Raw genomic sequence first — 20,644 nt, forward strand, 5'->3', positions numbered from 1 at the left:
GGGCGGGGCGGGGCGAGGCGGGCCGGCCCGCCTCGCCCCGCCCCGCCTCGGCTCGCCTCGGCGAGAAGCCAGGAGTCGTCGCACTCGAGACCGACCGCGACAACTCCTGCGCACTCGCGGAACCGCGATCGGGATGAGCCCGACGAGAAGCCAGTAGTCGTCGCACTCGACGCCCACTGTGACAACTCCTGCGCACTCGCGACCGGCCTCAGGACGCCGGGCGTCCGTCGCTCCTGCTCCGAACACCCCGAGACTCCAGGAGTTGTCGCACTCGAGTCCGACTGCGACAACTCCTGCGCACTCGCGGAACCGCGATCGGAGGAGTCCGGCGAGAAGCCAGGACTCGTCGCACTCGGCTTCGAGTGCGACAACTCCTGCACACTCGCGAGCGGAGGCGGCGGCGGACGCGAAGAGACGCAGGAGGCCGCCGCACTCGAGCTCGAGTGCGACGGCCTCCGGACCGTCAGGAGCAGGCGCCCGCGGGTCAGGACTCCGTGTCGACGAGCGAGTCGAGGTGCGCGAGGTCCTCGGACGAGATCTCGAAGTCGACGTCGGCGTTCTCGACGATGCGCGAGGGCGTCGTCGACTTCGGCAGCGGCAGCACGTCCTTCTCGAGCAGGTAGCGGATGCAGAGCTGCGCCACCGACTTGTCGTACTTCGCGGCGATCTCGCCGATGTCGGAGTTGTCGAGCAGGCCGCCCGTCGCGAGGGGCGAGTACCCCTCGACGAGGATGCCGTGCTCCTTGCAGTAGGCGGTCGTCTCGTCCTGGGTGTTGCCGACGAACCAGCGGATCTGGTTGGCGTGCGGCACCACGTCGGTCGCCGCGATCAGCGACTCCAGATCGGCCACCTGGAAGTTCGAGACGCCGATGGCGCGCGAGCGACCGGCCTCGAGGATCTCCTCCATCGCCTTCCACGCCGCGATGTTGCCCTCGCGGTGGTCGGAGCCCATGTCCTGCCAGGGCCACGGGGCGTGGATGAGGTACAGGTCGATGTGGTCGAGCTCGAGCGCCGCCATGGTGGTCTCGAAGCTCGCCTTCGCGCCCTCGTAGTCCTTCACCTCGGCCGGGAGCTTGGTGGTGATGAACACCTCGTCGCGCGGGACGCCGCTGTCGCGCAGGGCCCGGGCGACACTCGCCTCGTTGCCGTAGGCGCGGGCGGTGTCGATGTGGCGGTAGCCGGCCTCGAGCGCGGCGGTCGTCGCGTCGTAGGCCTCGGGGCCGTCGGGGATCTGCCAGGTGCCGAACCCGATCTTCGGGATGGCGACTCCGTTGGACAGCGTGAACGTGTCGGTCAGGGCGGGCATGACTCTCCTCTGCATCGGTCTTCTCCGCGGCCCGCCACCGGCGGCGCCGCTCCTTCCACGCTAGGCCGGGCCCCCGGCTCGCGCGGGCCCCTTGCGCTGTGCGCCTCCGGTGCTACGCGGCCGTCGCGCTCCGGGCCGCCGACCCCGCAGAAGTCGCAGGTCTCGCGCGCGAGTACCGCGACTTCCGCGGACTCGAGCCGGCACCACCGGCCCGCCCCCGCGAGCGGCCGGCGCCTCCCCCCTGAGGCGCCGACCGCTCAGCCTCGCGCCACCGACCAGGGGGTCCGCAGCGCCCGCTCGGCGAGGAACCGCCGCTCCCCCGTGATCGACACCTCCGCCGTCACCGCCGCGTCCGCCGCCGAGGCGCCGGCCGTCAGCCGCAGCGGCCCCGGGTCCACGGCGAGCCGGCCGTCCTCCCCCGTCACGGCGAGCCGGGCCGCGTCGACGTGGAAGTGCACCGTCAGCGTCTCGCCCGCCGCGATCGGCACGCGCGCGAAGCCGATCAGCTGCGCGACCGGCCGCACCACCGCCGAGGTCGGGTAGCCCGCGTAGAGCTGCACCACCTCGACCGTGTCGGCGCCGTCGTTCCGGAGCGATACCGCCACGTCGAGCGATCCGCCGACCGGCAGCTCCGCCGCCGTCGCCAGCTCCGTGTACGTCACCGCGCCGCGGGTCAGCCCGTAGCCGAACGAGTAGAGCGGAGTCGCGTCCAGCGCCGTGATCCCGGGGTTCGAGAGCCCGAGCGACGGCTGCAGGTACGTGGTCGAGGAGGACGGGAGCCGCGGGATCTGCACGGGCAGCCGCCCGGTCGGAGCCACGCGGCCCGAGAGCACGCCGGCGACCGCAGCCGCCCCGTCCGCTCCCGGGAAGAACGCCTGCACGAGTCCGCGCGCCGCTCCGAACGCCCCGAGCGCGTAGGGCCGGCCCGAGAGGACGACCACCACGGTGGGCACGCCGGTCTCGAGCACGGCCGTCACCAGCGGCTCCTGCGCTCCGGGGAGGCGGAGGTCGGCCGCGTCGCAGCCCTCGCCCGAGGTGCCGTCGCCGAAGAGACCGGCGATGTCGCCGACCACGACGACCGCCGCGTCGGAGCCGCGGACGAGGTCCACCGCCTCCTGCACGTCGTCGGTCGACGCGGAGGTGATCGAGCCGCCCTCCGCGAAGCGCACGCGCGACGCTCCGAACTCCTCCTGCAGCGCCGTCAGCACCGTCGGGATCGACAGCCCGAGGTCGTGGCCGGGGTGCTTGGAGAGCACATGGTTGGGGAACGCGTAGCAACCGACCAGGCTGCGGAACTGGTCCGCGGCCGGTCCCACGACGGCGAGCGAGCCGGAGGACAGCAGCCCCGCGACGTCCTCGTCGCGCAGCAGCACGACCGACTCCTCCGCGATCCGCGACGAGATCGCGCGGTTGCGGGCGCTGTCGAGGTCGACGTCCTCGGCTCCCTCGGGCACCAGCGGGCCGCCGTCGAGCAGGCCCGCCTCGAACTTGTGGCGGAGGTGCCTGGCCACGGAGCGGTCGAGGTCGGCCTCGTCGACGACGCCCTCGCGGATCAGGCGCGGCAGCTCGCCGTACGCCGCCGTCTGCGGCAGCTCGACGTCGACCCCGGCGTGCAGCGCCAGGCGCCCCGCGTCGGCCGCGTCGACCGCGACGTGGTGCATGGCCTGGAGGAACGGCACCGCCCAGTAGTCGGCGACGACCGTGCCCTCGAAGCCCCAGCGGTCGCGGAGCAGCGTCGTCAGCAGGTGCCGGCTGGCGCTGCTGGGCACGCCGTCGATGTCGGTGTACGACGTCATCACGCTGCGGGCGCCGCCGTGCCGCAGAGCTGCCTCGAACGGAGGCAGCACCGTGTCGGCGAGCTCGCGCGGCCCCATGCTGACGGGTCCGTGGTTGCGGGCGCCGCGGGAGGCGGCGTACCCGGCGAAGTGCTTCAGCGTCGCGACGACGCCGGTCCCCTCCAGCCCCGCGACGTAGGCGGCGCCGAGCTGCGAGACCAGGTACGGGTCCTCGCCGAGGGTCTCCTCGACGCGGCCCCAGCGGTAGTCCTTCACGACGTCGACGACCGGGGCGAGGCCCTGGTGGATGCCGAGGGCGCGCATGTCCGAGCCGATCGCCTCCGCCATCTCGCCCACGAGCTCCTCATGGAAGGTCGCCGCCCAGGCGAGCGGAGTGGGGAACGCGGTCGCGCCGTACGCGGCCAGCCCGGTGAGGCACTCCTCGTGCGCGATGGCCGGGATGCCGAGGCGGCTGCCGGCGACCACGCGCTCCTGCAGCTCGCGGAGCCGGCGGACGCCCTCGGGGACGGTGACCGGCTCGGTGCCGAACACGCGGGTCAGCTGGCCGAGGCCGCCGGTGAAGAGGTCGTCGCCCGCGGCGGGCCCGTCGTCGAGCTTCGGGGCGAAGTCGTCGGCGGAGTCGGTGAGCCAGACGGAGCCGAGCTGCGCCGCCTTCTCCTCGAGGGTGAGTTCCTGGGTCAGGAGGCGGGCGCGCTCGGCCGGAGGCAGAGCGCGGTCCCGCCAGTCCCGCCCGGGAGGACGCGCGGCGTCCGTCCCGGGCAGTGCTGGGGAAGCGTCGTGCATCAGCCCTTGAACGCCCCGTCCATGATCCCGGACACCATCCGGCGGCCGACGAAGAAGAACGCGATCAGCAGCGGGAGGGTGGCCATGAACGATCCGCCCATCGCCAGGGCGACGTCGATCGAGCGGTTGGCCTGCAGCTGCTTCAGCGCGATCTGCACCGTGAACAGCTCCGGCGACTTGAGAACGATGAACGGCCACATGAAGTCGTTCCAGACCGCGGTGAACGTGATCAGTCCGAGGACGAACGCCGCGGGGCGGACCACCGGGAAGGCGATGCGCCAGAACAGCTGCCACGAGTTGGCGCCGTCGATGCGGGCCGCCTGGATCAGCTCGTCGCTGACCGTCGTGGACATGTGCTGCCGCATCCAGAAGATGCCGAAGGCGCTGGCCAGGCCCGGCACGATGATCGCCTGGAGGGTGTCGACCCAGTCGAGCGCCGAGACGATCAGGTACTGCGGGATGATGCTCAGCTGCGCCGGCACCGTCATGGTCAGCAGCACGATGAGGAACAGCACGTTGCGGCCCGGGAACTGCAGCTTCGCGAAGGCGAAGCCGGCCATCGCGCAGAGGATCGCCGAGATGACGGCGATGCTCAGCGACACGATGAGGCTGTTCAGCATCGAGGCGATGAACGGGACGGTGTCGAACACCTTCTCGGCGATCGCCATGAAGTTCGTGCCCGGGTACAGGCGCGGCGGGATCGACGTGACGGCGGTCGCTCCGACCGACGCGACGACGAACATGTAGTAGAGCGGGAAGATCGAGACGAGCACCGCGATCACGAGGAAGACGTAGGTCGGCCAGCCGACTCCGCCGCCCTTCCCGCGCCGCTTCGGCAGCTGTGCCTTCTGGACCGTGGGGGCCAGCGTCTGCGGGACGGCCTGGTCGATCACATCCGACATCAGACGGCCTCCTTCCGGGTGCGGGTGGAGAGGTAGAAGTTGAGGAGGGAGACGAGGACCACGATCACGAACAGCACGACGCCGATGGCGGATCCGTAGCCGAACTTGAACTGGCCGAAGCCCTGCTCGTAGAGGAAGAGCGCCAGCGTCTGGCACTGCCGGCCGGCGCCGCAGGTGAGGCCCGATTCGGGAGCCACCAGGAGCGCCTCCGTGAAGATCTGCAGACCGCCGATGGTCGACATGATCACGGTGAAGACGATGATCGGGCGCAGCGCCGGGATCGTGAGGTGGCGGAACTGCTGCCAGCTGGACGCGCCGTCGACGGAGGCCGCCTCGAACATCTCGCGGGGCAGCGACTGCAGGCCCGCCAGGTAGAGGAGCGTGTTGTAGCCGAACCAGCGCCAGAAGACCATCGTCGAGATGACGATCCAGGAGCCGTAGTTCGTGGCGAGGAAGTTGATCGACGGCAGTCCGAAGATGCCGAGGAACCAGTTGATCAGGCCGAAGTTCTTGTCGAAGATCTGCGCGAACACGATCGCGGTCGCCGCGACGGAGGTGATGTACGGCACCAGCAGCGCCATGCGGAAGAAGTTCGCCCAGCGGAGGCGGGCGTGGTTCAGCAGGTGCGCGAGGAAGAGGGCGAACAGCAGCTGGGGCACCGTCGAGATGATGAAGATGCCGAAGGTGTTGACCAGCGCGTTCCAGAACCGGGAGTCGGCGAAGAGCTGCTGGAAGTTCGCGATGCCGACGAAGGTCTGCTCGCCGATCGGGTTCCAGTCGAAGAGCGAGACGTAGAACGTGAACAGGAGCGGGAAGAGCCCGAAGACGATGAAGATGATGAAGAAGGGCGCGACGTACGCGTAGGGGGCGATCCGCTCCGAGAGGGAGTTGCGGATCCGCGCGGCCTTCTGGACCGGCGCGCTGGGCTGCTTGCGCTGCTTGCGGGGTGGTGCTGCTGTCACCGTTGACACGGGAGTACCTCCGTCGAGAAAGGGGGGAGGGGCCCGGCGCTCGAGGCGCCGGGCCGCTCGGGTGGGTGGGGCGATCAGCCGCCGATGGCCTGCTTGGCCGTGTCGAGTGCGGTCGACCACGCCTTGTCGGAGGTCACGTTGCCGGCCTCCAGCTCGACGAGGGTGTTGAGGAGCGCCCCGTTGATCGGGGTGGTGTCCGGTCCGTTGTAGAAGGACGGGAACTGCTCGACGGAGGTGGCCATGACCTCGCCGATCTTCGAGTCGCCGAAGAACGGGTCGGTGTACGACTGGACTTCTTCGCTGGCGACCGCCTCGGTGGCGGCGGGCAGCGTGCCCGAGGCCTTGAAGTGGTCGGTCTGGCCCTCGGCCGACATCATCGTCTTGATGTACTGCCAGGCGGCCTCGGGGTGCTCGGCGCGGGCGGGGATGGCGATGACGCTGCCGCCCCAGTTGCCGCCGATGCCGGGGACGCTGGTGACGCGCCAGTTGCCGGCGGTGTCGGGGGCGTCGGTCTTGATGCCGGCGAGGATCCACGAGGGGGCGATCGTCACGGCGAAGGCGCCGTTCGCGCGGCCCGGAGCCCAGCCCGAGGACCAGGCGGCGATGCCGGCGCTGATGCCGGCGTCCTTGGTGTCCACGGCGACCTGGAACGCGTCCTTCACCTGCGGGTTGGTGTCGTAGACCAGCTCGCCGTCGGGCGAGTAGTACTTCTCCGAGACCTGGTTGACGGTCGAGAAGAAGACGCTGGTCTCGATGTTGTCGACGAACGGCTTGCCGGTCGCCTCGGTGTACTTCTTGCCGGTCTCGATGAAGGACGGCCAGTCCTTCCAGAGCTCGGCGACCTGGTCGGGCTCGGTCGGCAGACCGGCCTGCTCGAAGAGGTCGGCGCGGTAGGCGAAGCCCAGTCCGCCGACGTCGGTCGGGACGCCCACGACGGAGCCGTCGTCGGCGGTCGCGGCGGAGGCGGCCCACGGGAGGTAGGTCGAGGCGACGTCGTCGCCGCCGAGGGTGCGCAGGTCGAGGAAGTTCGAGCTGTTGGCGACGAACTGGGGCAGGTCGTCGTTCTGGATCATGACCAGGTCGGGCACCTTGCCGCCGGCGAGGGCCGCGGTGAGGGCGGTGGCGGTCTCGGTCGTGCTGCCGACCTCGGAGAGCTTGATCTTCGCGTCGGGCATCTTCGCGAGGTACTCGTCGACGCTGTCCTTGGCGTTGATGCCGGTGAAGGACCAGAAGGTGGCTTCGGCGTTCGGGTCGTCCGAGGCGCCTCCTCCCCCTCCGGACGAGCACCCGGTCAGGGTGAGCGCGACTACTGCTGCTGCTGCGGCTACGGCCGTCAGGCTTCTTTTCACGACAATTCCTCTTCGTTGGGGATTCGCAGGGTTTCGGTGAGGGCGGGCCTCAGAGAACGATCTCTTGGCGGCCAACCTAACCCGCCCGCGAGCACGATGCAAGCGAGAACCGGTCTCCGCGAGATAACGATCTCCGCCTAGTATCAAAGGGAAGTTTCGCAAATCGAGCAGTTCCGGACGGCCGCCCGCCGCCCCGTGCGAGTCTTCACTCCGACGCTCTCCCCACCGTGCTCCGCGGGGAGGCGCGGAAGCCGGAACCTCCCCTCGCAGAAGGAAGCAGCATGACTCGACCCACGCTGGTGGACGTCGCCCAGGCCGCGGGCGTCTCGCGCGCCACCGCCGCCCGTGTGCTCGCAGGCGGCACCAATGTCGACGTCCGGATGACCGCCGCGGTCGAGCGCGCCGCGAAGTCCCTCGGCTACGAGGCGAACAGCGCCGCCCGGATGCTCCGCGGCGGGCGGGCCGGGGCCATCGCCCTGATCGTCGCCTTCAACGAGCTCGACAGCCTCACCGGGACGTTCTTCACCTCGGTGCTGAAGGGCGCCGCGAAGGGCCTCTACGCCGGCGAGGTGCAGCCCGTGCTGCTGCCCGCCGACCACGACGACAGCGACCGCATCCCCCGCTTCCTCCGCTCGCGGGCCGTCGACGGCGCGATCGTGATCCTCCAGCACGAGATCACCCACCTCGCCCAGGCGCTGGCCGACTCCCCCGTGCCGATCGCCTGGGTCGGCCGCCCTCGCGTCGCCCTGCCCGAGGACGCGATCGTCATCGACTCCGACAACTATGGAGGCGGCCGCCTCGCCGCCCGCGCGCTCGCCGACTCCGGCCGCCGGCGCCTGGGCATCATCGCCGGCCCGCACGACATGGAGCCCGCCCGCGACCGCATCCGCGGCTGGCGCGACGAGCTGACCGAGCTCGGCCTCGACTCCAGCCCCATCGTGCACGGCGAGTTCACCCTCGAGAGCGGTTCCGCCGCGATGGCGCGCCTCCTGCAGCGCCACCCCGACCTCGACGGCGTCTTCGCCTCCTCCGACCTGATGGCCAACGGCGCGATCCGCGTCCTGCAGGCGTCCGGCCGCCGCGTCCCCGCCGACGTCTCCGTCATCGGCTTCGACGACGTCGTCATCGCGACCACCTCGGATCCGACCCTCACGACCATCCGGCAGCCCCTCGAGGACATGGGCCGCGTCGCCGCCGAGACCGTCGTCGCCGTCGTGCAGGGCCGCCCGGTCGACCGGCAGCCGATCCTCGCGACGACCCTCGTGCAGCGCGAGTCCGCATGACCCCGCCTCCCCCGCACCGCCTGATCGTCAGCACCGACGCCGCGAACGAGGCCGACGACCAGTTCGCGATCGTCCAGGCGCTGCTGACCGAGACCCTCGACGTCCGCGGCCTGGTCGCCGCGCACTTCGGCCGGCCGGGGAGCATGCCGGAGTCGCGCGCCGAGATCGACCGCATCGTGGAGTTGGCGGGATCGACGGTGGCCGTCGTCGACGGCGCCGAGTCGGCCCTGCCCGCGACGGCATCCGACGGCGCCCGCCTGATCGTCGCGGAGGCCCTGCGCGACGCGGGCCGGCTGTGGATCGCCGTGCTCGGGCCGCTGACCGACGTCGCCGCAGCTCTCCTGCTCGAGCCGTCGATCGCCTCCCGCGACGTCGTGGTCGTCTGGGTCGGCGGCCCGCCCTACGACGAGATCTCCGCCTACAGCCCCGAGTTCAACCTGATCAACGACGTCGACGCCGCGAACCGCGTCCTCGAGTCGGGCATCGCCCTCTGGCAGATCCCGATGCCCGTCTACTCCGGAGTCGGAGTCGGGCACGCCGAGCTGCGGACGCGCCTGCGCGGAACCAGCCCCCTCAGCGACTACCTGGTGGACCAGCTGATCGCGTTCAACGAGACCATCCCGTACGGGCCGCTCGACTTCCGGTCGCTGGGCGACAGCCCGGCCATCGGCGCCGTGATGAACCCCGCCGGCGGACGCTGGCGGGAGCGCCGCGCGCCGCGGTTCTCCGCGGACGGCGAGCTCCTGCCCGACGCAGGGCCGCACACGATCCGGGTCTGCGAGGCGTTCGACACCCGCTGGCTGATCGAGGACCTGTTCGCGAAGCTCGTGGAATTCGGGGAGCGAGCGGGCGGCGAGTAGAGGAGGGCCTCCGCGACCTGGTGGAGCTCGGCCTGATCACCGCTCGCCACACGGTCAGCTGGTGGAAGCTGCACCGCGACCGCAGGAAGATCCTCGCGGCGCTGGACGAGCTCGCGGACCGGTGACCGGATCGCCCGGCTGAGTATCGAGCCGCTGGCGAGGAGATCCGCGCCGCGCACGCGGGCGAGTCCGTCCGCGCGATCGGCGGGCGATCAGGCCGACTCGCGGAGCACCAGCTGGTGACGGACGGTGCGGTGGACGTCTGGGCCGCCCCGCGGGAGCTCGCCGGCGATCATGGCGACCGCGAGGTCGAGGGCGTGCCGCGCGAGCTCGTCGAGGTCGACGGCGAGGGTGGTCAGCGTCGGTGCGAGGAGCCGCCCGATCGAGAGGCCGTCGATGCCGACCACCCGGACGTCGCCGGGCACGTCGACGCCCGCCCGACGACAGGCGGAGAGCACGCCGAGCGCGCAGAGGTCGTTGAACGCGACGATCGCGTCGGCGACCCGGGGCCGAGCGATGATCCGCTCGGTCGCGTCCGCGGCCGCCTGAGCGGTGGGGCCCTCGGCGCGCACGACGGAGGCCTCGAGTCCGCGCGCGGAGAAGGCCCGGATCAGAAGCTCCGCTCGCCGGCTCGGCCGGGCATCCCGCGAGACGTCGACGACCACCGGGCGCCTCACGCCCGATCCCGCCAGATGATCGGCCAGCGCCTCGACGGCCTCGGAGTGGTCGAGCAGCACCGCGGCGCGCAGCGGATCGCCGGTCGGGTCGAGCTCGACGACGGGCACGGAGCCGAGCCGCTCGATCCACTCCGCAGCACGATCGCCGAAGGTGCCGATCACTGCGTCGGTCTGCGCGCCCAGCGCCTGGATCATCCGGTCGGAGTCGGCGGCGAGGCCCACGTCCGCGAGCGACACGTTCCAGCCCCGCGCCGCCGCGACCCGGACGACGGCCGAGGCGAGCTCCGGCGACCACGGATTCCGCAGGTCGTCGACGACGAGCCCGAGCTGGTGCTCGCCGCCGGTGACCAGGCCGCGGCCGAACCGCGACGGGCGGTAGGACAGCTGCTCCGCGGCGTCGAGGACCCGCCGCTTCGTCTCCTCGCTGATGCCCGGCATGCCGTTCATCGCGCGGGTGACGGTCTGGCGGGAGACCCCGGCGGCGGCCGCGACGTCGTGGATCGTCGCGCGGCCGCCGGCCTCGGCACCGCTCAGGCGCGGAGGTCGAGCCATGCCGTCTGCTCCGGAGTCAGCTCGATCGACAGGCCGCGCATCGACGAGCGCAGCTCGGTGATCGTGCGCGGCCCGAAGAGCGGGAAGGTGGGGAACGGCTGCGCGAGCACGTAGGCCAGCGCGATCGCCGTCGCTCCGACACCGTGCTCGGCCGCCAGCTGCTCGGCTCGGCGCAGGCGCTCGAAGTTGTCCGGCCCGTAGTAGCAGCGCACCAGCTCGGCGTCGCTGGTGTCGTCCGGGCGCGCGCGACCGGTGAAGAAGCCGCGGGCCTGCGAGGACCACGGCAGCAGCGGGATCTGCCGCTCGACCAGCCACTCCTTCGACGCCCGGTCGGTGACGTGGACGCAGCCCTCCCACGGCACGTCGTACGCCTCGGCCAGGCCGAAGTGGTCGCTCAGCGCCTGGAACCCGGCCCGCCCGTGGGTGCGGGCGTACTCCTGCGCCTCGTCGAAGCGCGCCGGCGTCCAGTTCGAGACGCCGTAGGCGCGGATCCGCCCGGCGCGCTGGTGCTCGTCCATCACGTCGACGAACTCACCCACCGGCACCTCGAGGTTGTCGCGGTGCATCAGGTAGATGTCCGCGTAGTCGGTGCCCTGCCGCTCGAGGCTCTCGAGCAGCTGCCGGGAGAGCGACTCCGGATCGCAGTAGGGGGTGTGCGCGCCCTTGGTGATCACGACGACGTCCTCCCGGATGCCGCGGTTGCGGATCCACCGGCCGAGGCGGCCCTCCATCTCGCCGTCGCCGTAGATGTAGCCGGTGTCGAAGGCGGTGCCGCCCTGCTCGACGAACGCGTCGAAGATCGCCGAGGCGTGCGCCAGATCCGGCTGGTTGTCGACGCCCATCACGAGCCGCGACATCCGCTTGCCGACGCCGGGGATCTCGCCGAAGAGCATCGGGCTGTCCGACGCCGCGCGCAGCGGCCGCCCGGACACCGTCGGGATGTCCGCGGTCTCGGCCTCGAACGGGAAGCGCAGGCCGATCGCGGCGCGCCAGCGGTCGAGCGTGCGGGCCGTCGCGAGCGTCTCCTCGAGCGTCATCTGCGGCGCCTCGACCGAACCGGCCGCCAGGGCGTCGGTCGTCTCATCCGCCTCGAGCGCGTAGGGGCCCTCCCCCTCGAACGTGAGGATGCGCGGCTCCTCCCCGACAACGCTGATCTCGATGCCCGTGTCGGACGTACCGAACCACGGGTCGGCCACGTGCAGACGGCCGCGCGTGCCGTGGATCGTCAGGGCGTTCACGTCGTCGAGTGCCACGCCGGTGCGGAGGGTCGCGGTGATGCCGCCGCGGTAGGTCGCGCGGGCGACGCTCCACTCGTCGACGCCGGTCGGGCCGAGGCTGCCCCTCGCGTCGAACTCGACGGGCTCCGCGACGGCGGCACCGGTCGCGGCCTGCACCACGGCCGCCGCGGCGGTGACGGTGTACCCGCCGACGTCGAGGACGCCTCCTCCGGCCGTCGCGACGTCGTACAGGCGGCCCTCGCGGGACGGGGTGCGGAAGGAGAAGGAGGCGTCGATGTGCACGACGTCGCCGATCGCGCCGTCGCGGACGAGCTCGAGCAGCGCGGCGGTCTGCGGGTGGAAGCGGTACATGTACGCCTCGACCAGCGGCAGACCGGCGCTGCGGGCGGCGTCGACCAGGGCCATCGCCGTGCCGTGATTGACGGCGAGCGGCTTCTCGCAGAGCACGGCCTTGCCGGCCTCGAGCGCCTGCAGCACGAGCGCGGCGTGACCCGTGTGCACGGTGGAGATGTAGACCGCGGTGACCCGCGGATCGGCGAGGACCGCGGCGTAGTCGCCGGCGGTCGCGTCCGCGAAGCCGTGCTCGACTGCCTCGGCGGCGAAGGCCGCGGCGCGCCCCGGGTCGGAGCTGCCCGCCGCGACGAGCCGGGCGCCGCGGTCGCTCGCCGGGAGCTGGGAGAGGAACCGGCGCGCGATGCTGCCGGGGCCGAGCACCGCCCAGCCGGGTGCGGGAGTGGTCGGGGTGGAGTCGGTCATGGGTGACCCTTTCGCGGCGTCGTCGGCGTGAACGTTCACGCACCACGGTAGGCGGGCGGGAGGGGACGGGACAAGTGCGTCGCGGATCCTGCACGTGAACGTTCACCACGAGACCGGGGGCGCTCCCCCGCTGCTCGAGCGGCCGGGCGGCCGGGCGGCCGGGCGGAGGGAGGGTCGCCGGGATCGCTTTCGATGCCGAGCGCCGTCTCGGTCTCGGCGAGCGACGGCCGCGGCCCGGCCCGGAGGTCGCCGAGGGCGTCTTTCCGCAGGTCGCCGAGGGCGTCGTTCCGCCGGAACACGTCGCCGTCACGGACGGACGGAGCACACAGGCAGCGGCGCCTCTGAGCAGCTCGCCTTCGTCGGGTCGCCACGAGTACCGTCCCGAGTGGGGTGCCTCAGCGGGACTCTTCATCGGACGGGGTTGTCGGGACACTGCGAGCCGCGGGATCCCGCGGCCGGTTCTGCTGCGTGCGCGTGTACCGGAGAACCACCCCTATCGGACGCCCGCTCAGCGATCACCTTCGAGACGTGATCCGCCCCGACCGGTGATGCGGTTCACTGTGGACATGAATCAACGTCGCCTCGTGGTCCTTGCTTGCGCAGCAGCGCTCGTGATCACAGCAGGAGGTGCAGCTGCCCTCCTGCTGACCGCGCAGAGCTCGCTACCACCCGCCGGCTCCGCGCGCTCCACGCTCACGGCTCTCGAGCCGGGCGTTCTGACCGGGGATGTCGAAGCGATCCGTGCTGCCGCTGGCGCGACGTCGGAGGAACAGGCTTCCGGGATCCTCGATTCCTGTGCTGACGTATCAGCGACGGATACGCAGTTCGACGTGTTCGATGAGCTCGTGCCGACCTCTGCCCACGCTTACCTCGCCGGCGCATCCCGCTCTGGAGCCGCCGCGCGCAGTGCGTGCGAAGTGTGGATCAGCTGGGATGGCGAAGCATGGGTCGCCAGCTCGAAGCACACCACCGCATCTCCGACACCTCTCCCCACGAGCTGACCGGACCTGCTGCGCTGCGGGAGACGGAACAAGCATCGGCGCCTCAAGCGACCGGTGAACGACCCCCTTACGGAACAGTGCGTGCGCACCAGCGAGGAAAGAACGGCGTGTCCATTGCGACCCTCTAATCTGACGAAATGGACGCTTGGGCGAAGAGAACCGTCGGAACCGTTTCTGTGATCGTCGGCGCGCCGATCGCCCTCCTCACCTTCGGGGTCGGCTGGATCCAGGAAGGGTGGGAGGTCCCCGTCCTGCAGTGTCAGCACAGCAACTACCCTCCGGGTATCCCTCTCGAGGGCGGAGGGGTGTCGGGCGAACGGATCTACTACCCACTCGGTCTCTCCTGCACTTACGAGGACGGCTCTCGGAGCGTCACGGTGAACTACTACAACTGGGACTGGACGGCCGCCTTCACCGCATCAGCTGCGGTCGCACTGCTGGGAGTCGGCATGCTCGCGACAGCAAGTAGGCGAAAGACCAACGCCGCCGTCCCCCCGGTTGAGCGCGCTGCCGAGGACAACGCACTTCGCTAGATCACGACCGCTCAACCATCCCCATACGGGACCGGGCGGTCTCGGGGTGGAAGACTCTGCGGTAGCTTCACGAGCGGGGGTGGTCATGGTGGAAGTACTCAAGGGTTTGAGCCTGCTCGCTTCGGGTGTCGTGATCGCCTTGATCTGCTCGGTGTTGGAGTTTCAGAACGGCGTTCGTGCGGACCTGGATCAGACCGGGGGCCAGCTCAGCCCGGTCCTGGTCGTGGGTTTTCTGATCGGACTCGTCGTGTCAGCCGTCGGCGCGGTCGTGCTCTACCGGTGCTACGAGCGTGCGCGCGGCGTTCGCTAGCTGCTAGCCGGAATCTGCAGCCGGAGCGTCAGGCGCTGTGGACATGCGGCCTGTGGCGGTGCGGTCGAGAGATGGGGATTTCGCTGACGCCGCACGCGACAGACCGACGGGGGCCGCCGGTGCCGCCCTGCTCTGGGCCGCGACGCACAGCGCGGGCGAGAGCAGTACCCACCCACTCAGCGGCCACTGAACGATCCCTGTACGGGACGACGAACGGGCGGGCGCCCCATAAAATCAGCGCTCGTGCGGTTTCGCCCGAATATCCAGCTCCGTTTCGGCATACTCCTGCCCGCAGCTCTGATCTGCGTGCCGGCAGCGACAGTATGGAAGCCCGGCCTCGCGCTGGACGAGCAGCTGGTCTTCATCGTCATCTTCGCGGTCGTCATATCGCTCGCTGCGCGGTGGGTTGTTTTCAGCGGTGTCAGCCTGCGAGAGAACGACCTCACCGTCCACGGGGTCTGGTGGTCCCGACGCGTCCCTCGCGACCAGACCATCCGAGTGCGCCAAAAAGCCGGCTTGATGGTCCTGCACTGGCGCGACCGTCACGGCCGCATCCGGCACACACCGATGATCGCTTTCACGTCCGCATCCAACGATCCCTCATGGGCCGCAAGTCACAACACTCACGTAGCTCGAGCGGTCAACGACTGGATTGCCGGCGGAGACGGGCGCGGCGCGGGTCGCAGAGTCAAGGACAATTAGAACCCTGCGTGCCGGTGAACCATCGGCTAACGAGACCGCGTGCCGTACAAGGCGCTCTTCACTCCCCGCCGTTCACTCACCGAATGAGCGAACAAGCTGTGCCCGTCGACGTTCTGCGCGTGCACGGTGCGTCACCGCTGGCGCGATAATGTCGTGCTCGTCGTGGAGGGCGATCCGCGCGTGGTGTCGGTTAATCTCGTCGCTGTCTTCTGCGATGAGTTCGATTGCTCGTCTGGGTCGGTCGGCGCGGAATAGTACTGCCGAGCGCACCTCGACCGACCGGTCGCGCGCCAGCCGGAGCAACTGCTCGTCATTGGGGTACTGGAGTCCACCCTCTGCGGCTCCGGCGCGGACGGCGCGATCGCGGTCGGTGATGAGACGCTCCATCTGTGTCAGGGAGATGCGGGGGTTGCGCGCGCACATGCCGCGGACAACCGGTGACGGGTCGGTGAGAAGCGACTCGAAGATCTCCAAGTCGTCGGTGGTCTGAGCCGTCCGGCCACGAGTCTCCCCGAAGGGATCCGCCGCGAGTGTTCTCTGTACCGCAAGGGCGAGCGACCTTTGGTCGTCGTCCGCGTACAGGTGGGCAAGGATCGCACGGACCCACTTGTCCGTTGATTTCGCCGCGATCTCGTGGAGTTGCGGGCGTTCACGAAGGCTGGTGGCGGCGGCGAGGCGCACGGCGTCGACGTCATCAGCGAGGAGACGCCCGATCGTCAGGTCATCCGCAGCGGCGTTCTCGGCAACAGCGATGCGCACCGATTTCGACTCGTGCCCGGCGAGTACCCGCAGGAGCACAGCGTCCACCGACGACTCTGCCCGAAACTTTGCCGAACGAATTGAGGGCATGACCACGATCATGTCAGCAGGCGTCGCGGTCGATGCGGGGGAACCAGTCGCGTACCAAGGCGGTAGGAGTTTCAGTCTCGATAGCCGATCGTTCACCGGGTCTGCTGCAAGGGAGAGCGGTCGGATCGATCCGAGTCAAGGGGACGCGCCGTCAGCTGGCGGGGGAGACGTCCGGTGCGACGGTTTCCGGGAAATCTGCTGGTGTGTGCGCCGTCTCGTGGGTGAGGGTGTCGACTGACCAGGTACCCGCGTGCAGCCGTAGCGTCGCCTCCTGGAAGAAGGAGTAGGCGTACTCCGGAGCCGCTTCGCCGATCTCGTACGGACTCCGCTGAAGGGTGGTGCTCTCGGTGAACGTCACCGTGGCCGAGTCGCCCGTGATCTGCACCGAGTTCAGCGCCACCTGGGTCTCGAACGCGGTGAAGGATTCCCGAGCTCGAGGTAGTGGTCCCGCTGAGCGCGCAGTCGGGCGTCGTCCTCCATGACCGCAGCAAGTCGTTTCGGCGTCGAGGTCGACTCCGGGACGCCGAGGCCGGTGAGCTGCGGCGATCCCTCGACCAGGCTCTGAGCGTTCCGGTGCTCGAGGTCTGCGATTAGTGCCGTCGAGATCGCCTCGTTCTGCGACGACGAGGACGCGAGGCCGACGACCACCGCTGCACCGACTCCCGCAACGCACACAGCGCTCAGGGCTATGACAAGCACCCTGGCAGGACGCACGGCTCTCTCCTCGCGGGAAGCCGATGACCGGCTGCCGCGAGCATATCGACCACGGTGGAACTCTCGCCGCCGAGGAATCTTCTGGTCAGCAGTGTCCTGGCCCCCGTGTGTAGCAGTGGGAGGACCGGCATTCCGGCCGTCCCGAAAGAGGATCGGCTATCGAGACAAGTTCCGGCAGCGGCGGGGGTGTCGGACCACGCGGCCGTTGGCGAGAACCGCACATTGCGAGCCGTATTTCCTGAGTCCGACGACCCACGTCTGAGCGATCCGTCCGACCAGGCTGTGACCATGACTGAATCGCCCATCACTCGATCAACTCTTCTCCACCAGTCGCTTGCAGGCGGCATGGACGTGTCCCACGTCGAGGTGCGCCGAATCTCAATCGCAGCTGGCACGAAGGGCGGTGCTCACGTTCACAACGGCCCTGTCTTCGGAGCCATCGAAAGGGGGTCGGTCACATTCCAGATCGGTGAGGAGGCACAAACCACCCTTCGCGCCGGCGACGTCTTCTACGAGCCTGCCGGGGTCATCGTCTCCAAGTTCGACACCACGAGCGAAGACGTCGTGTTCATCGGCTACTTCCTCCTGGCGGACGGGGCAGCACCCGAGATCGAGTTCACTGCGCAGGACTGACCGCTAGCCCGTCCCCGTACGGGCGGCCTCCCGCGACGGATCGCACGTGCACTCAACGCTGGTCGAGTGGTCGGAACGTGGAATCCTCGTCCCATGATCGTGAGCGACGGACAGGCCTGCGCCCCAGGGGACCTCGACGTGCTCACCGACCGACTCCGACTGTGCCGGCCCGCCGAAACCGACCTCGACGAGCTGTCCCGCCTCTACACCGATCCGCGGATCGCGGAAGAAGATCCGCTCCTCCTCCATCTCTCCGCCGATCAGACCCGGGCCGTCATCGCATACCGAAGGACCCAGTGGACACAAGACGGACTCAGCAGCTGGGTGATCCGCCGGCGCGACTCCCCCACCGACAACCATGATCTGATCGGAATGGGCGGATGCACCCTCCTCTCCGACGCGGCCTGGAACGTGGCGTTCACCCTCCACCCCGACCACTGGGGAAAGGGCTACGCGCAGGAAGTCGCCCTCACCGGCATCGAACTCGCCCACTTACTCCGACCGGAACTGCCCGTCACCGCGGTCGTCGCAGAACGCAACGCACGCTCCCGCCGCACGATTGAGCGACTCGGCCTCCAGCGGAGGTGGGAAGGTCCGGATGCGCACAGCCCGGACCCGACCGCTCGAATCGTCCTCTACGCCGACCGCCAGCTCTCCATCGAACAAGTCCGCCAACTCACCAGCTAAATCCGGCCGCAGCACGACCTCATCAGCCGGCCAGGGATCCCTCACGGGACCGTCAATGGTGATGAGGCGATGAGTGAGCACGTTCGTGCCTGCGTCAAGACAGTGGATCTGCCGCGGTGGAGCATCCCCTGCTAGGACGCTGCCTGCTCTCCAGCAGCTGCGCGGCGAGCGGCGTCTGCCTGGTGGCGATAGAGCGACGCGCGACTCCACCCAACGAGACGAGCAGCATCCTCAGCAGTGCGACCACGCGCTCGCGCGTCCGCGGCGATCGCGAGCTTGTCCGCGACCACCGCAGGATCCGACAGGGCCGGCCGAAGCGCGTTCCGCTCGCACGTGCGGCGGCGATGCCGGCGTTGACGCGTTCAACGATGAGCTCCCGCTCGTACTCCGCGAGCGTGGCGAGCATGTTCAGCATCAGCCGGCCCGTCGACGTCGACGGATCGATGCCGTCGGAGATCGACCGGACCTGCACGCCGCGGTCACGCAACAGGTTCACCGTGTTCAGCACGTCGATCAGCGACCGGCCGAGACGGTCGACCCGCCAGACGACGACGGTGTCCCCGCCCTCGGCGTACTCGAGCAGCTTCTTCATCCCGCGACGCTCGATGGCGGTCTTGCTGCCAGACGTCACGTCCGCGAACACGTCCCGCTTCTGAACGCCAGCCGCAACGAGCGCGTCGACCTGCAACTGCGCATCCTGACTCGACGTACTCACACGCGTATAACCGAGAAGTCTCACGAGCTCAGTTTGACTCGGAAAGCCCCTCCAAGCACCCTCCTGAGACGAAGTACTAGGAGACAAGTTGTTGAGACAGTGAGGCCTCCGCCGTTCCGGCCGAGGCCAACTTCGGAACGGCTCTCAACGGGCTGTCTCAAAAAGCTAATGTTTCGTGAGGCGGTCACCGGATGAGGAGCGGCTGCGGTTGTCTCGCAACGGAGTACTTTGCGATCGGTGCCGGAGTAGTGCGCCGTAGTCGCGAGACCAACGGCTTCGCCGCAGCGCCCGGCCGCGAAGCCGCACGAAGCCGACCATCGAGACGTCCCGCGTCCCCAGGGATGCGGGCCCGACCCGTGCCGATGCCTATCTCGTTCGACGCCGTCGCCCGACTTCATCGGGCTGTCGAACGGGATTATCCAGCCGACGCCAGCTCACCATGGTCGACCGTCGGCACCGATGATGGTGAACCGTGCTGCCGGCCCGCGACGGGACGGCCTTGTGGCGTCTTGACGACGCATGAAGCGCCACAGACCGCGCCTGTAGCTCGGGTATGGTGAAAACGTGATCACCGGAGAGCTCAAGAGCAAGATCGATCGAGTCTGGGATGCGTTCTGGTCCGGGGGGATCTCGAATCCACTCGAGGTGATTGAGCAGATCACCTACCTGCTGTTCGTGCGGCGGCTTGATGACCTGCAGACGCTCGCCGAGAGGAAGGCGCGCGTCACTGGCGGTGCGATCGAGCGACCAATTTATCGGCGGGGGCTGGAGCATCTGCGGTGGAACCGCTTCAAGAACGACGATCCAGAGGTCATGTGGCAGGTCGTCGGCAACGAGGTGTTTTCGTTCCTGCGCACCCTCGGCGGCGACGGTTCGACCTACGGTGAGCACATGCGCGACGCCCGCTTCACCATCCCGACGCCCGCGTTGCTGTCGCGGGTGGTCGACATGCTCGACGACATTCCCATGGCAGAGCGGGATACCAACGGCGACCTCTACGAGTACCTGCTGTCGAAGATTGCCTCCGCCGGCGTGAACGGGCAGTTCCGCACGCCCCGGCACATCATCGAGCTGATGGTCGCCATGATGGCGCCACAGCCCGCCGACGAGATCTGCGACCCCGCGTGCGGCACCGCCGGGTTCCTCGTCGCCGCATCGGAGTACGTGCGACGCGAGCACCCCGGTGTGCTGACGAACAACGCGCAGCGCTCGCACTTCCACACGAGCATGTTCCACGGGTTCGACTTCGACTCGACCATGCTGCGCATCGGCAGCATGAACATGCTGCTGCACGGCATCGAAGCCCCCGACATCCGCTACCGCGACTCTCTCTCCGAGGGTGTGAGCGACGACGCGGAGCGGTACACGCTGATCCTCGCCAACCCTCCCTTTGCCGGATCCCTCGACTACGAGTCGACGGCGAAGGACCTGCAGCGCATCGTGAAGACAAAGAAGACCGAGCTGCTCTTCGTCGCCCTGTTCCTGAAGCTACTGAAGCCCGGCGGCCGCGCGGCCGTGATCGTGCCCGACGGTGTGTTGTTCGGCTCGTCGACTGCACACAAGGCGCTGCGGCGCATGCTCGTGGAGGACCAGAAGCTAGACGCAGTCGTCAAGCTTCCGTCTGGCGTCTTCCGCCCCTACGCGGGCGTGTCGACCGCGGTCCTGTTCTTCACAAAGACGAACTCCGGGGGCACCGAGGACGTCTGGTTCTACGACGTGCGCGCCGACGGATTCTCCCTTGACGACAAGCGCAACCCGATCGAGGCGAACGACCTGTCGGATGCGCTCACCCGCTGGGCAGACCGCCGCACCAGCGAACGCGACCGCGACCGCACCGACCAGTCGTTCACCGTGCCCAAGGCAGAAATCGCCGCACAGGGCTACGACCTCTCCCTGAACCGCTACAAGGAAATCGTCCACGACGAGGTCGAGCACCGGCCACCTCTCGACATCATCGCCGACATCGAGAAACTTGAAGCAGAGATTGCAGATGGGCTCGCCGAGCTGAAGGCGATGCTCTCGTGAGG

18 protein-coding genes and 1 pseudogene are annotated in these 20,644 nt (G+C 69.4%); 9 read left to right on the forward strand and 10 right to left on the reverse strand.

Annotation, left to right across the window (positions count from 1 at the left end):
* Nucleotides 1–484: 484 nt before the first annotated feature.
* The 5 genes from C5C71_RS14655 to C5C71_RS14675 all read right to left on the reverse strand — a co-directional run bounded on the left by C5C71_RS14655 (nt 485) and on the right by C5C71_RS14675 (nt 7,107).
* Nucleotides 485–1,306 carry an aldo/keto reductase gene (locus C5C71_RS14655; protein WP_104269830.1) on the reverse strand — a complete coding sequence of 274 codons (822 nt, stop codon included), beginning with the start codon at nt 1,304–1,306 and terminating at the stop codon, nt 485–487.
* 257 nt (nt 1,307–1,563) lie between these two features.
* Nucleotides 1,564–3,885, reverse strand: a complete 2,322-nt coding sequence (locus C5C71_RS14660) for a glycoside hydrolase family 3 N-terminal domain-containing protein (protein ID WP_104337953.1) — start codon at nt 3,883–3,885, stop codon at nt 1,564–1,566.
* Nucleotides 3,885–4,787 (reverse strand): carbohydrate ABC transporter permease, encoded by a 903-nt coding sequence (locus tag C5C71_RS14665; RefSeq protein ID WP_104224678.1) that lies wholly within the window; start codon nt 4,785–4,787, stop codon nt 3,885–3,887. The genes C5C71_RS14660 and C5C71_RS14665 overlap by 1 nt, the downstream gene beginning before the upstream one ends.
* Entirely contained in the window at nt 4,787–5,749 is a 963-nt protein-coding gene (locus C5C71_RS14670; protein ID WP_104224677.1) for a carbohydrate ABC transporter permease, read from the reverse strand. The genes C5C71_RS14665 and C5C71_RS14670 overlap by 1 nt, the downstream gene beginning before the upstream one ends.
* A gap of 83 nt (nt 5,750–5,832) precedes the next feature.
* Nucleotides 5,833–7,107: an extracellular solute-binding protein gene (locus tag C5C71_RS14675; protein ID WP_104226495.1), complete on the reverse strand. Its 1,275-nt coding sequence runs from the start codon at nt 7,105–7,107 to the stop codon at nt 5,833–5,835.
* A 281-nt stretch (nt 7,108–7,388) separates the two neighbouring features.
* On the opposite strand from C5C71_RS14675, the gene C5C71_RS14680 reads away from it, so the two are divergent.
* On the forward strand, nt 7,389–8,390 hold the full coding sequence (locus C5C71_RS14680) for a LacI family DNA-binding transcriptional regulator (RefSeq protein WP_104261720.1): 1,002 nt from the start codon (nt 7,389–7,391) through the stop codon (nt 8,388–8,390).
* Nucleotides 8,387–9,250 (forward strand): nucleoside hydrolase, encoded by an 864-nt coding sequence (locus tag C5C71_RS14685; RefSeq protein WP_104337954.1) that lies wholly within the window; start codon nt 8,387–8,389, stop codon nt 9,248–9,250. Before C5C71_RS14680 ends, C5C71_RS14685 begins: the two co-directional genes overlap by 4 nt.
* A gap of 212 nt (nt 9,251–9,462) precedes the next feature.
* Here C5C71_RS14685 and C5C71_RS14690 read toward each other — a convergent pair whose 3' ends face one another.
* Both C5C71_RS14690 and C5C71_RS14695 read right to left on the reverse strand, forming a co-directional pair.
* The gene (locus C5C71_RS14690) at nt 9,463–10,479 is read right to left on the reverse strand and encodes a LacI family DNA-binding transcriptional regulator (protein WP_104337955.1); all 1,017 of its coding nucleotides are present in this window, start codon (nt 10,477–10,479) and stop codon (nt 9,463–9,465) included.
* Complete coding sequence (locus C5C71_RS14695; protein WP_104337956.1) at nt 10,458–12,473, reverse strand: aldo/keto reductase; 2,016 nt, start codon at nt 12,471–12,473, stop codon at nt 10,458–10,460. Before C5C71_RS14695 ends, C5C71_RS14690 begins: the two co-directional genes overlap by 22 nt.
* Nucleotides 12,474–13,039: 566 nt before the next feature.
* On the opposite strand from C5C71_RS14695, the gene C5C71_RS17360 reads away from it, so the two are divergent.
* From C5C71_RS17360 to C5C71_RS17365, 4 genes are all read left to right on the forward strand, one after another.
* Entirely contained in the window at nt 13,040–13,474 is a 435-nt protein-coding gene (locus C5C71_RS17360; RefSeq protein ID WP_146082442.1) for a hypothetical protein, read from the forward strand.
* A 137-nt stretch (nt 13,475–13,611) separates the two neighbouring features.
* Nucleotides 13,612–14,007 (forward strand): hypothetical protein, encoded by a 396-nt coding sequence (locus C5C71_RS14700; protein WP_146084478.1) that lies wholly within the window; start codon nt 13,612–13,614, stop codon nt 14,005–14,007.
* An 85-nt stretch (nt 14,008–14,092) separates the two neighbouring features.
* On the forward strand, nt 14,093–14,317 hold the full coding sequence (locus C5C71_RS14705) for a hypothetical protein (protein WP_146084479.1): 225 nt from the start codon (nt 14,093–14,095) through the stop codon (nt 14,315–14,317).
* 243 nt (nt 14,318–14,560) lie between these two features.
* Nucleotides 14,561–15,019 carry a hypothetical protein gene (locus C5C71_RS17365; RefSeq protein ID WP_146078499.1) on the forward strand — a complete coding sequence of 153 codons (459 nt, stop codon included), beginning with the start codon at nt 14,561–14,563 and terminating at the stop codon, nt 15,017–15,019.
* A 72-nt stretch (nt 15,020–15,091) separates the two neighbouring features.
* Here the strand turns inward: C5C71_RS17365 and C5C71_RS14710 are convergent, their stop codons facing one another.
* Both C5C71_RS14710 and C5C71_RS14715 read right to left on the reverse strand, forming a co-directional pair.
* Nucleotides 15,092–15,826, reverse strand: a complete 735-nt coding sequence (locus tag C5C71_RS14710) for a hypothetical protein (protein ID WP_146084480.1) — start codon at nt 15,824–15,826, stop codon at nt 15,092–15,094.
* A 193-nt stretch (nt 15,827–16,019) separates the two neighbouring features.
* Nucleotides 16,020–16,268 carry a hypothetical protein gene (locus C5C71_RS14715; protein ID WP_104337960.1) on the reverse strand — a complete coding sequence of 83 codons (249 nt, stop codon included), beginning with the start codon at nt 16,266–16,268 and terminating at the stop codon, nt 16,020–16,022.
* A gap of 602 nt (nt 16,269–16,870) precedes the next feature.
* On the opposite strand from C5C71_RS14715, the gene C5C71_RS14725 reads away from it, so the two are divergent.
* A complete protein-coding gene (locus C5C71_RS14725) occupies nt 16,871–17,215 on the forward strand; it encodes a cupin domain-containing protein (RefSeq protein WP_146076923.1) in 345 nt (114 codons plus the stop codon).
* Nucleotides 17,216–17,308: 93 nt separating this feature from the next.
* Nucleotides 17,309–17,902 carry a GNAT family N-acetyltransferase gene (locus tag C5C71_RS14730; RefSeq protein ID WP_104319891.1) on the forward strand — a complete coding sequence of 198 codons (594 nt, stop codon included), beginning with the start codon at nt 17,309–17,311 and terminating at the stop codon, nt 17,900–17,902.
* A gap of 131 nt (nt 17,903–18,033) precedes the next feature.
* On the opposite strand, the pseudogene C5C71_RS14735 reads toward C5C71_RS14730, so the two are convergent.
* A pseudogene (locus C5C71_RS14735) lies at nt 18,034–18,641 on the reverse strand (recombinase family protein).
* 540 nt (nt 18,642–19,181) lie between these two features.
* Here C5C71_RS14735 and C5C71_RS14740 point away from each other — a divergent pair.
* Nucleotides 19,182–20,642 carry a class I SAM-dependent DNA methyltransferase gene (locus C5C71_RS14740; RefSeq protein WP_104337962.1) on the forward strand — a complete coding sequence of 487 codons (1,461 nt, stop codon included), beginning with the start codon at nt 19,182–19,184 and terminating at the stop codon, nt 20,640–20,642.
* Nucleotides 20,643–20,644: the final 2 nt, after the last annotated feature.

It is taken from the genome of Rathayibacter sp. AY1C1 (assembly GCF_002932105.1).
GTDB lineage: Bacteria > Actinomycetota > Actinomycetes > Actinomycetales > Microbacteriaceae > Rathayibacter.

Excerpts from the sequence above, each read along its gene's own strand:
- C5C71_RS14680 (WP_104261720.1), top strand. The coding sequence starts at position 7,389 with ATGACTCGACCCACGCTGGTGGACGTCGCCCAGGCCGCGGGCGTCTCG.
- C5C71_RS14660 (WP_104337953.1), bottom strand. The coding sequence starts at position 3,885 with ATGCACGACGCTTCCCCAGCACTGCCCGGGACGGACGCCGCGCGTCCT.
- C5C71_RS14655 (WP_104269830.1), bottom strand. The coding sequence starts at position 1,306 with ATGCCCGCCCTGACCGACACGTTCACGCTGTCCAACGGAGTCGCCATC.
- C5C71_RS14705 (WP_146084479.1), top strand. The coding sequence starts at position 14,093 with ATGGTGGAAGTACTCAAGGGTTTGAGCCTGCTCGCTTCGGGTGTCGTG.
- C5C71_RS14695 (WP_104337956.1), bottom strand. The coding sequence starts at position 12,473 with ATGACCGACTCCACCCCGACCACTCCCGCACCCGGCTGGGCGGTGCTC.
- C5C71_RS14685 (WP_104337954.1), top strand. The coding sequence starts at position 8,387 with ATGACCCCGCCTCCCCCGCACCGCCTGATCGTCAGCACCGACGCCGCG.
- C5C71_RS14700 (WP_146084478.1), top strand. The coding sequence starts at position 13,612 with ATGGACGCTTGGGCGAAGAGAACCGTCGGAACCGTTTCTGTGATCGTC.
- C5C71_RS14690 (WP_104337955.1), bottom strand. The coding sequence starts at position 10,479 with ATGGCTCGACCTCCGCGCCTGAGCGGTGCCGAGGCCGGCGGCCGCGCG.
- C5C71_RS17360 (WP_146082442.1), top strand. The coding sequence starts at position 13,040 with ATGAATCAACGTCGCCTCGTGGTCCTTGCTTGCGCAGCAGCGCTCGTG.
- C5C71_RS14665 (WP_104224678.1), bottom strand. The coding sequence starts at position 4,787 with ATGTCGGATGTGATCGACCAGGCCGTCCCGCAGACGCTGGCCCCCACG.
- C5C71_RS14730 (WP_104319891.1), top strand. The coding sequence starts at position 17,309 with ATGATCGTGAGCGACGGACAGGCCTGCGCCCCAGGGGACCTCGACGTG.
- C5C71_RS14725 (WP_146076923.1), top strand. The coding sequence starts at position 16,871 with ATGACTGAATCGCCCATCACTCGATCAACTCTTCTCCACCAGTCGCTT.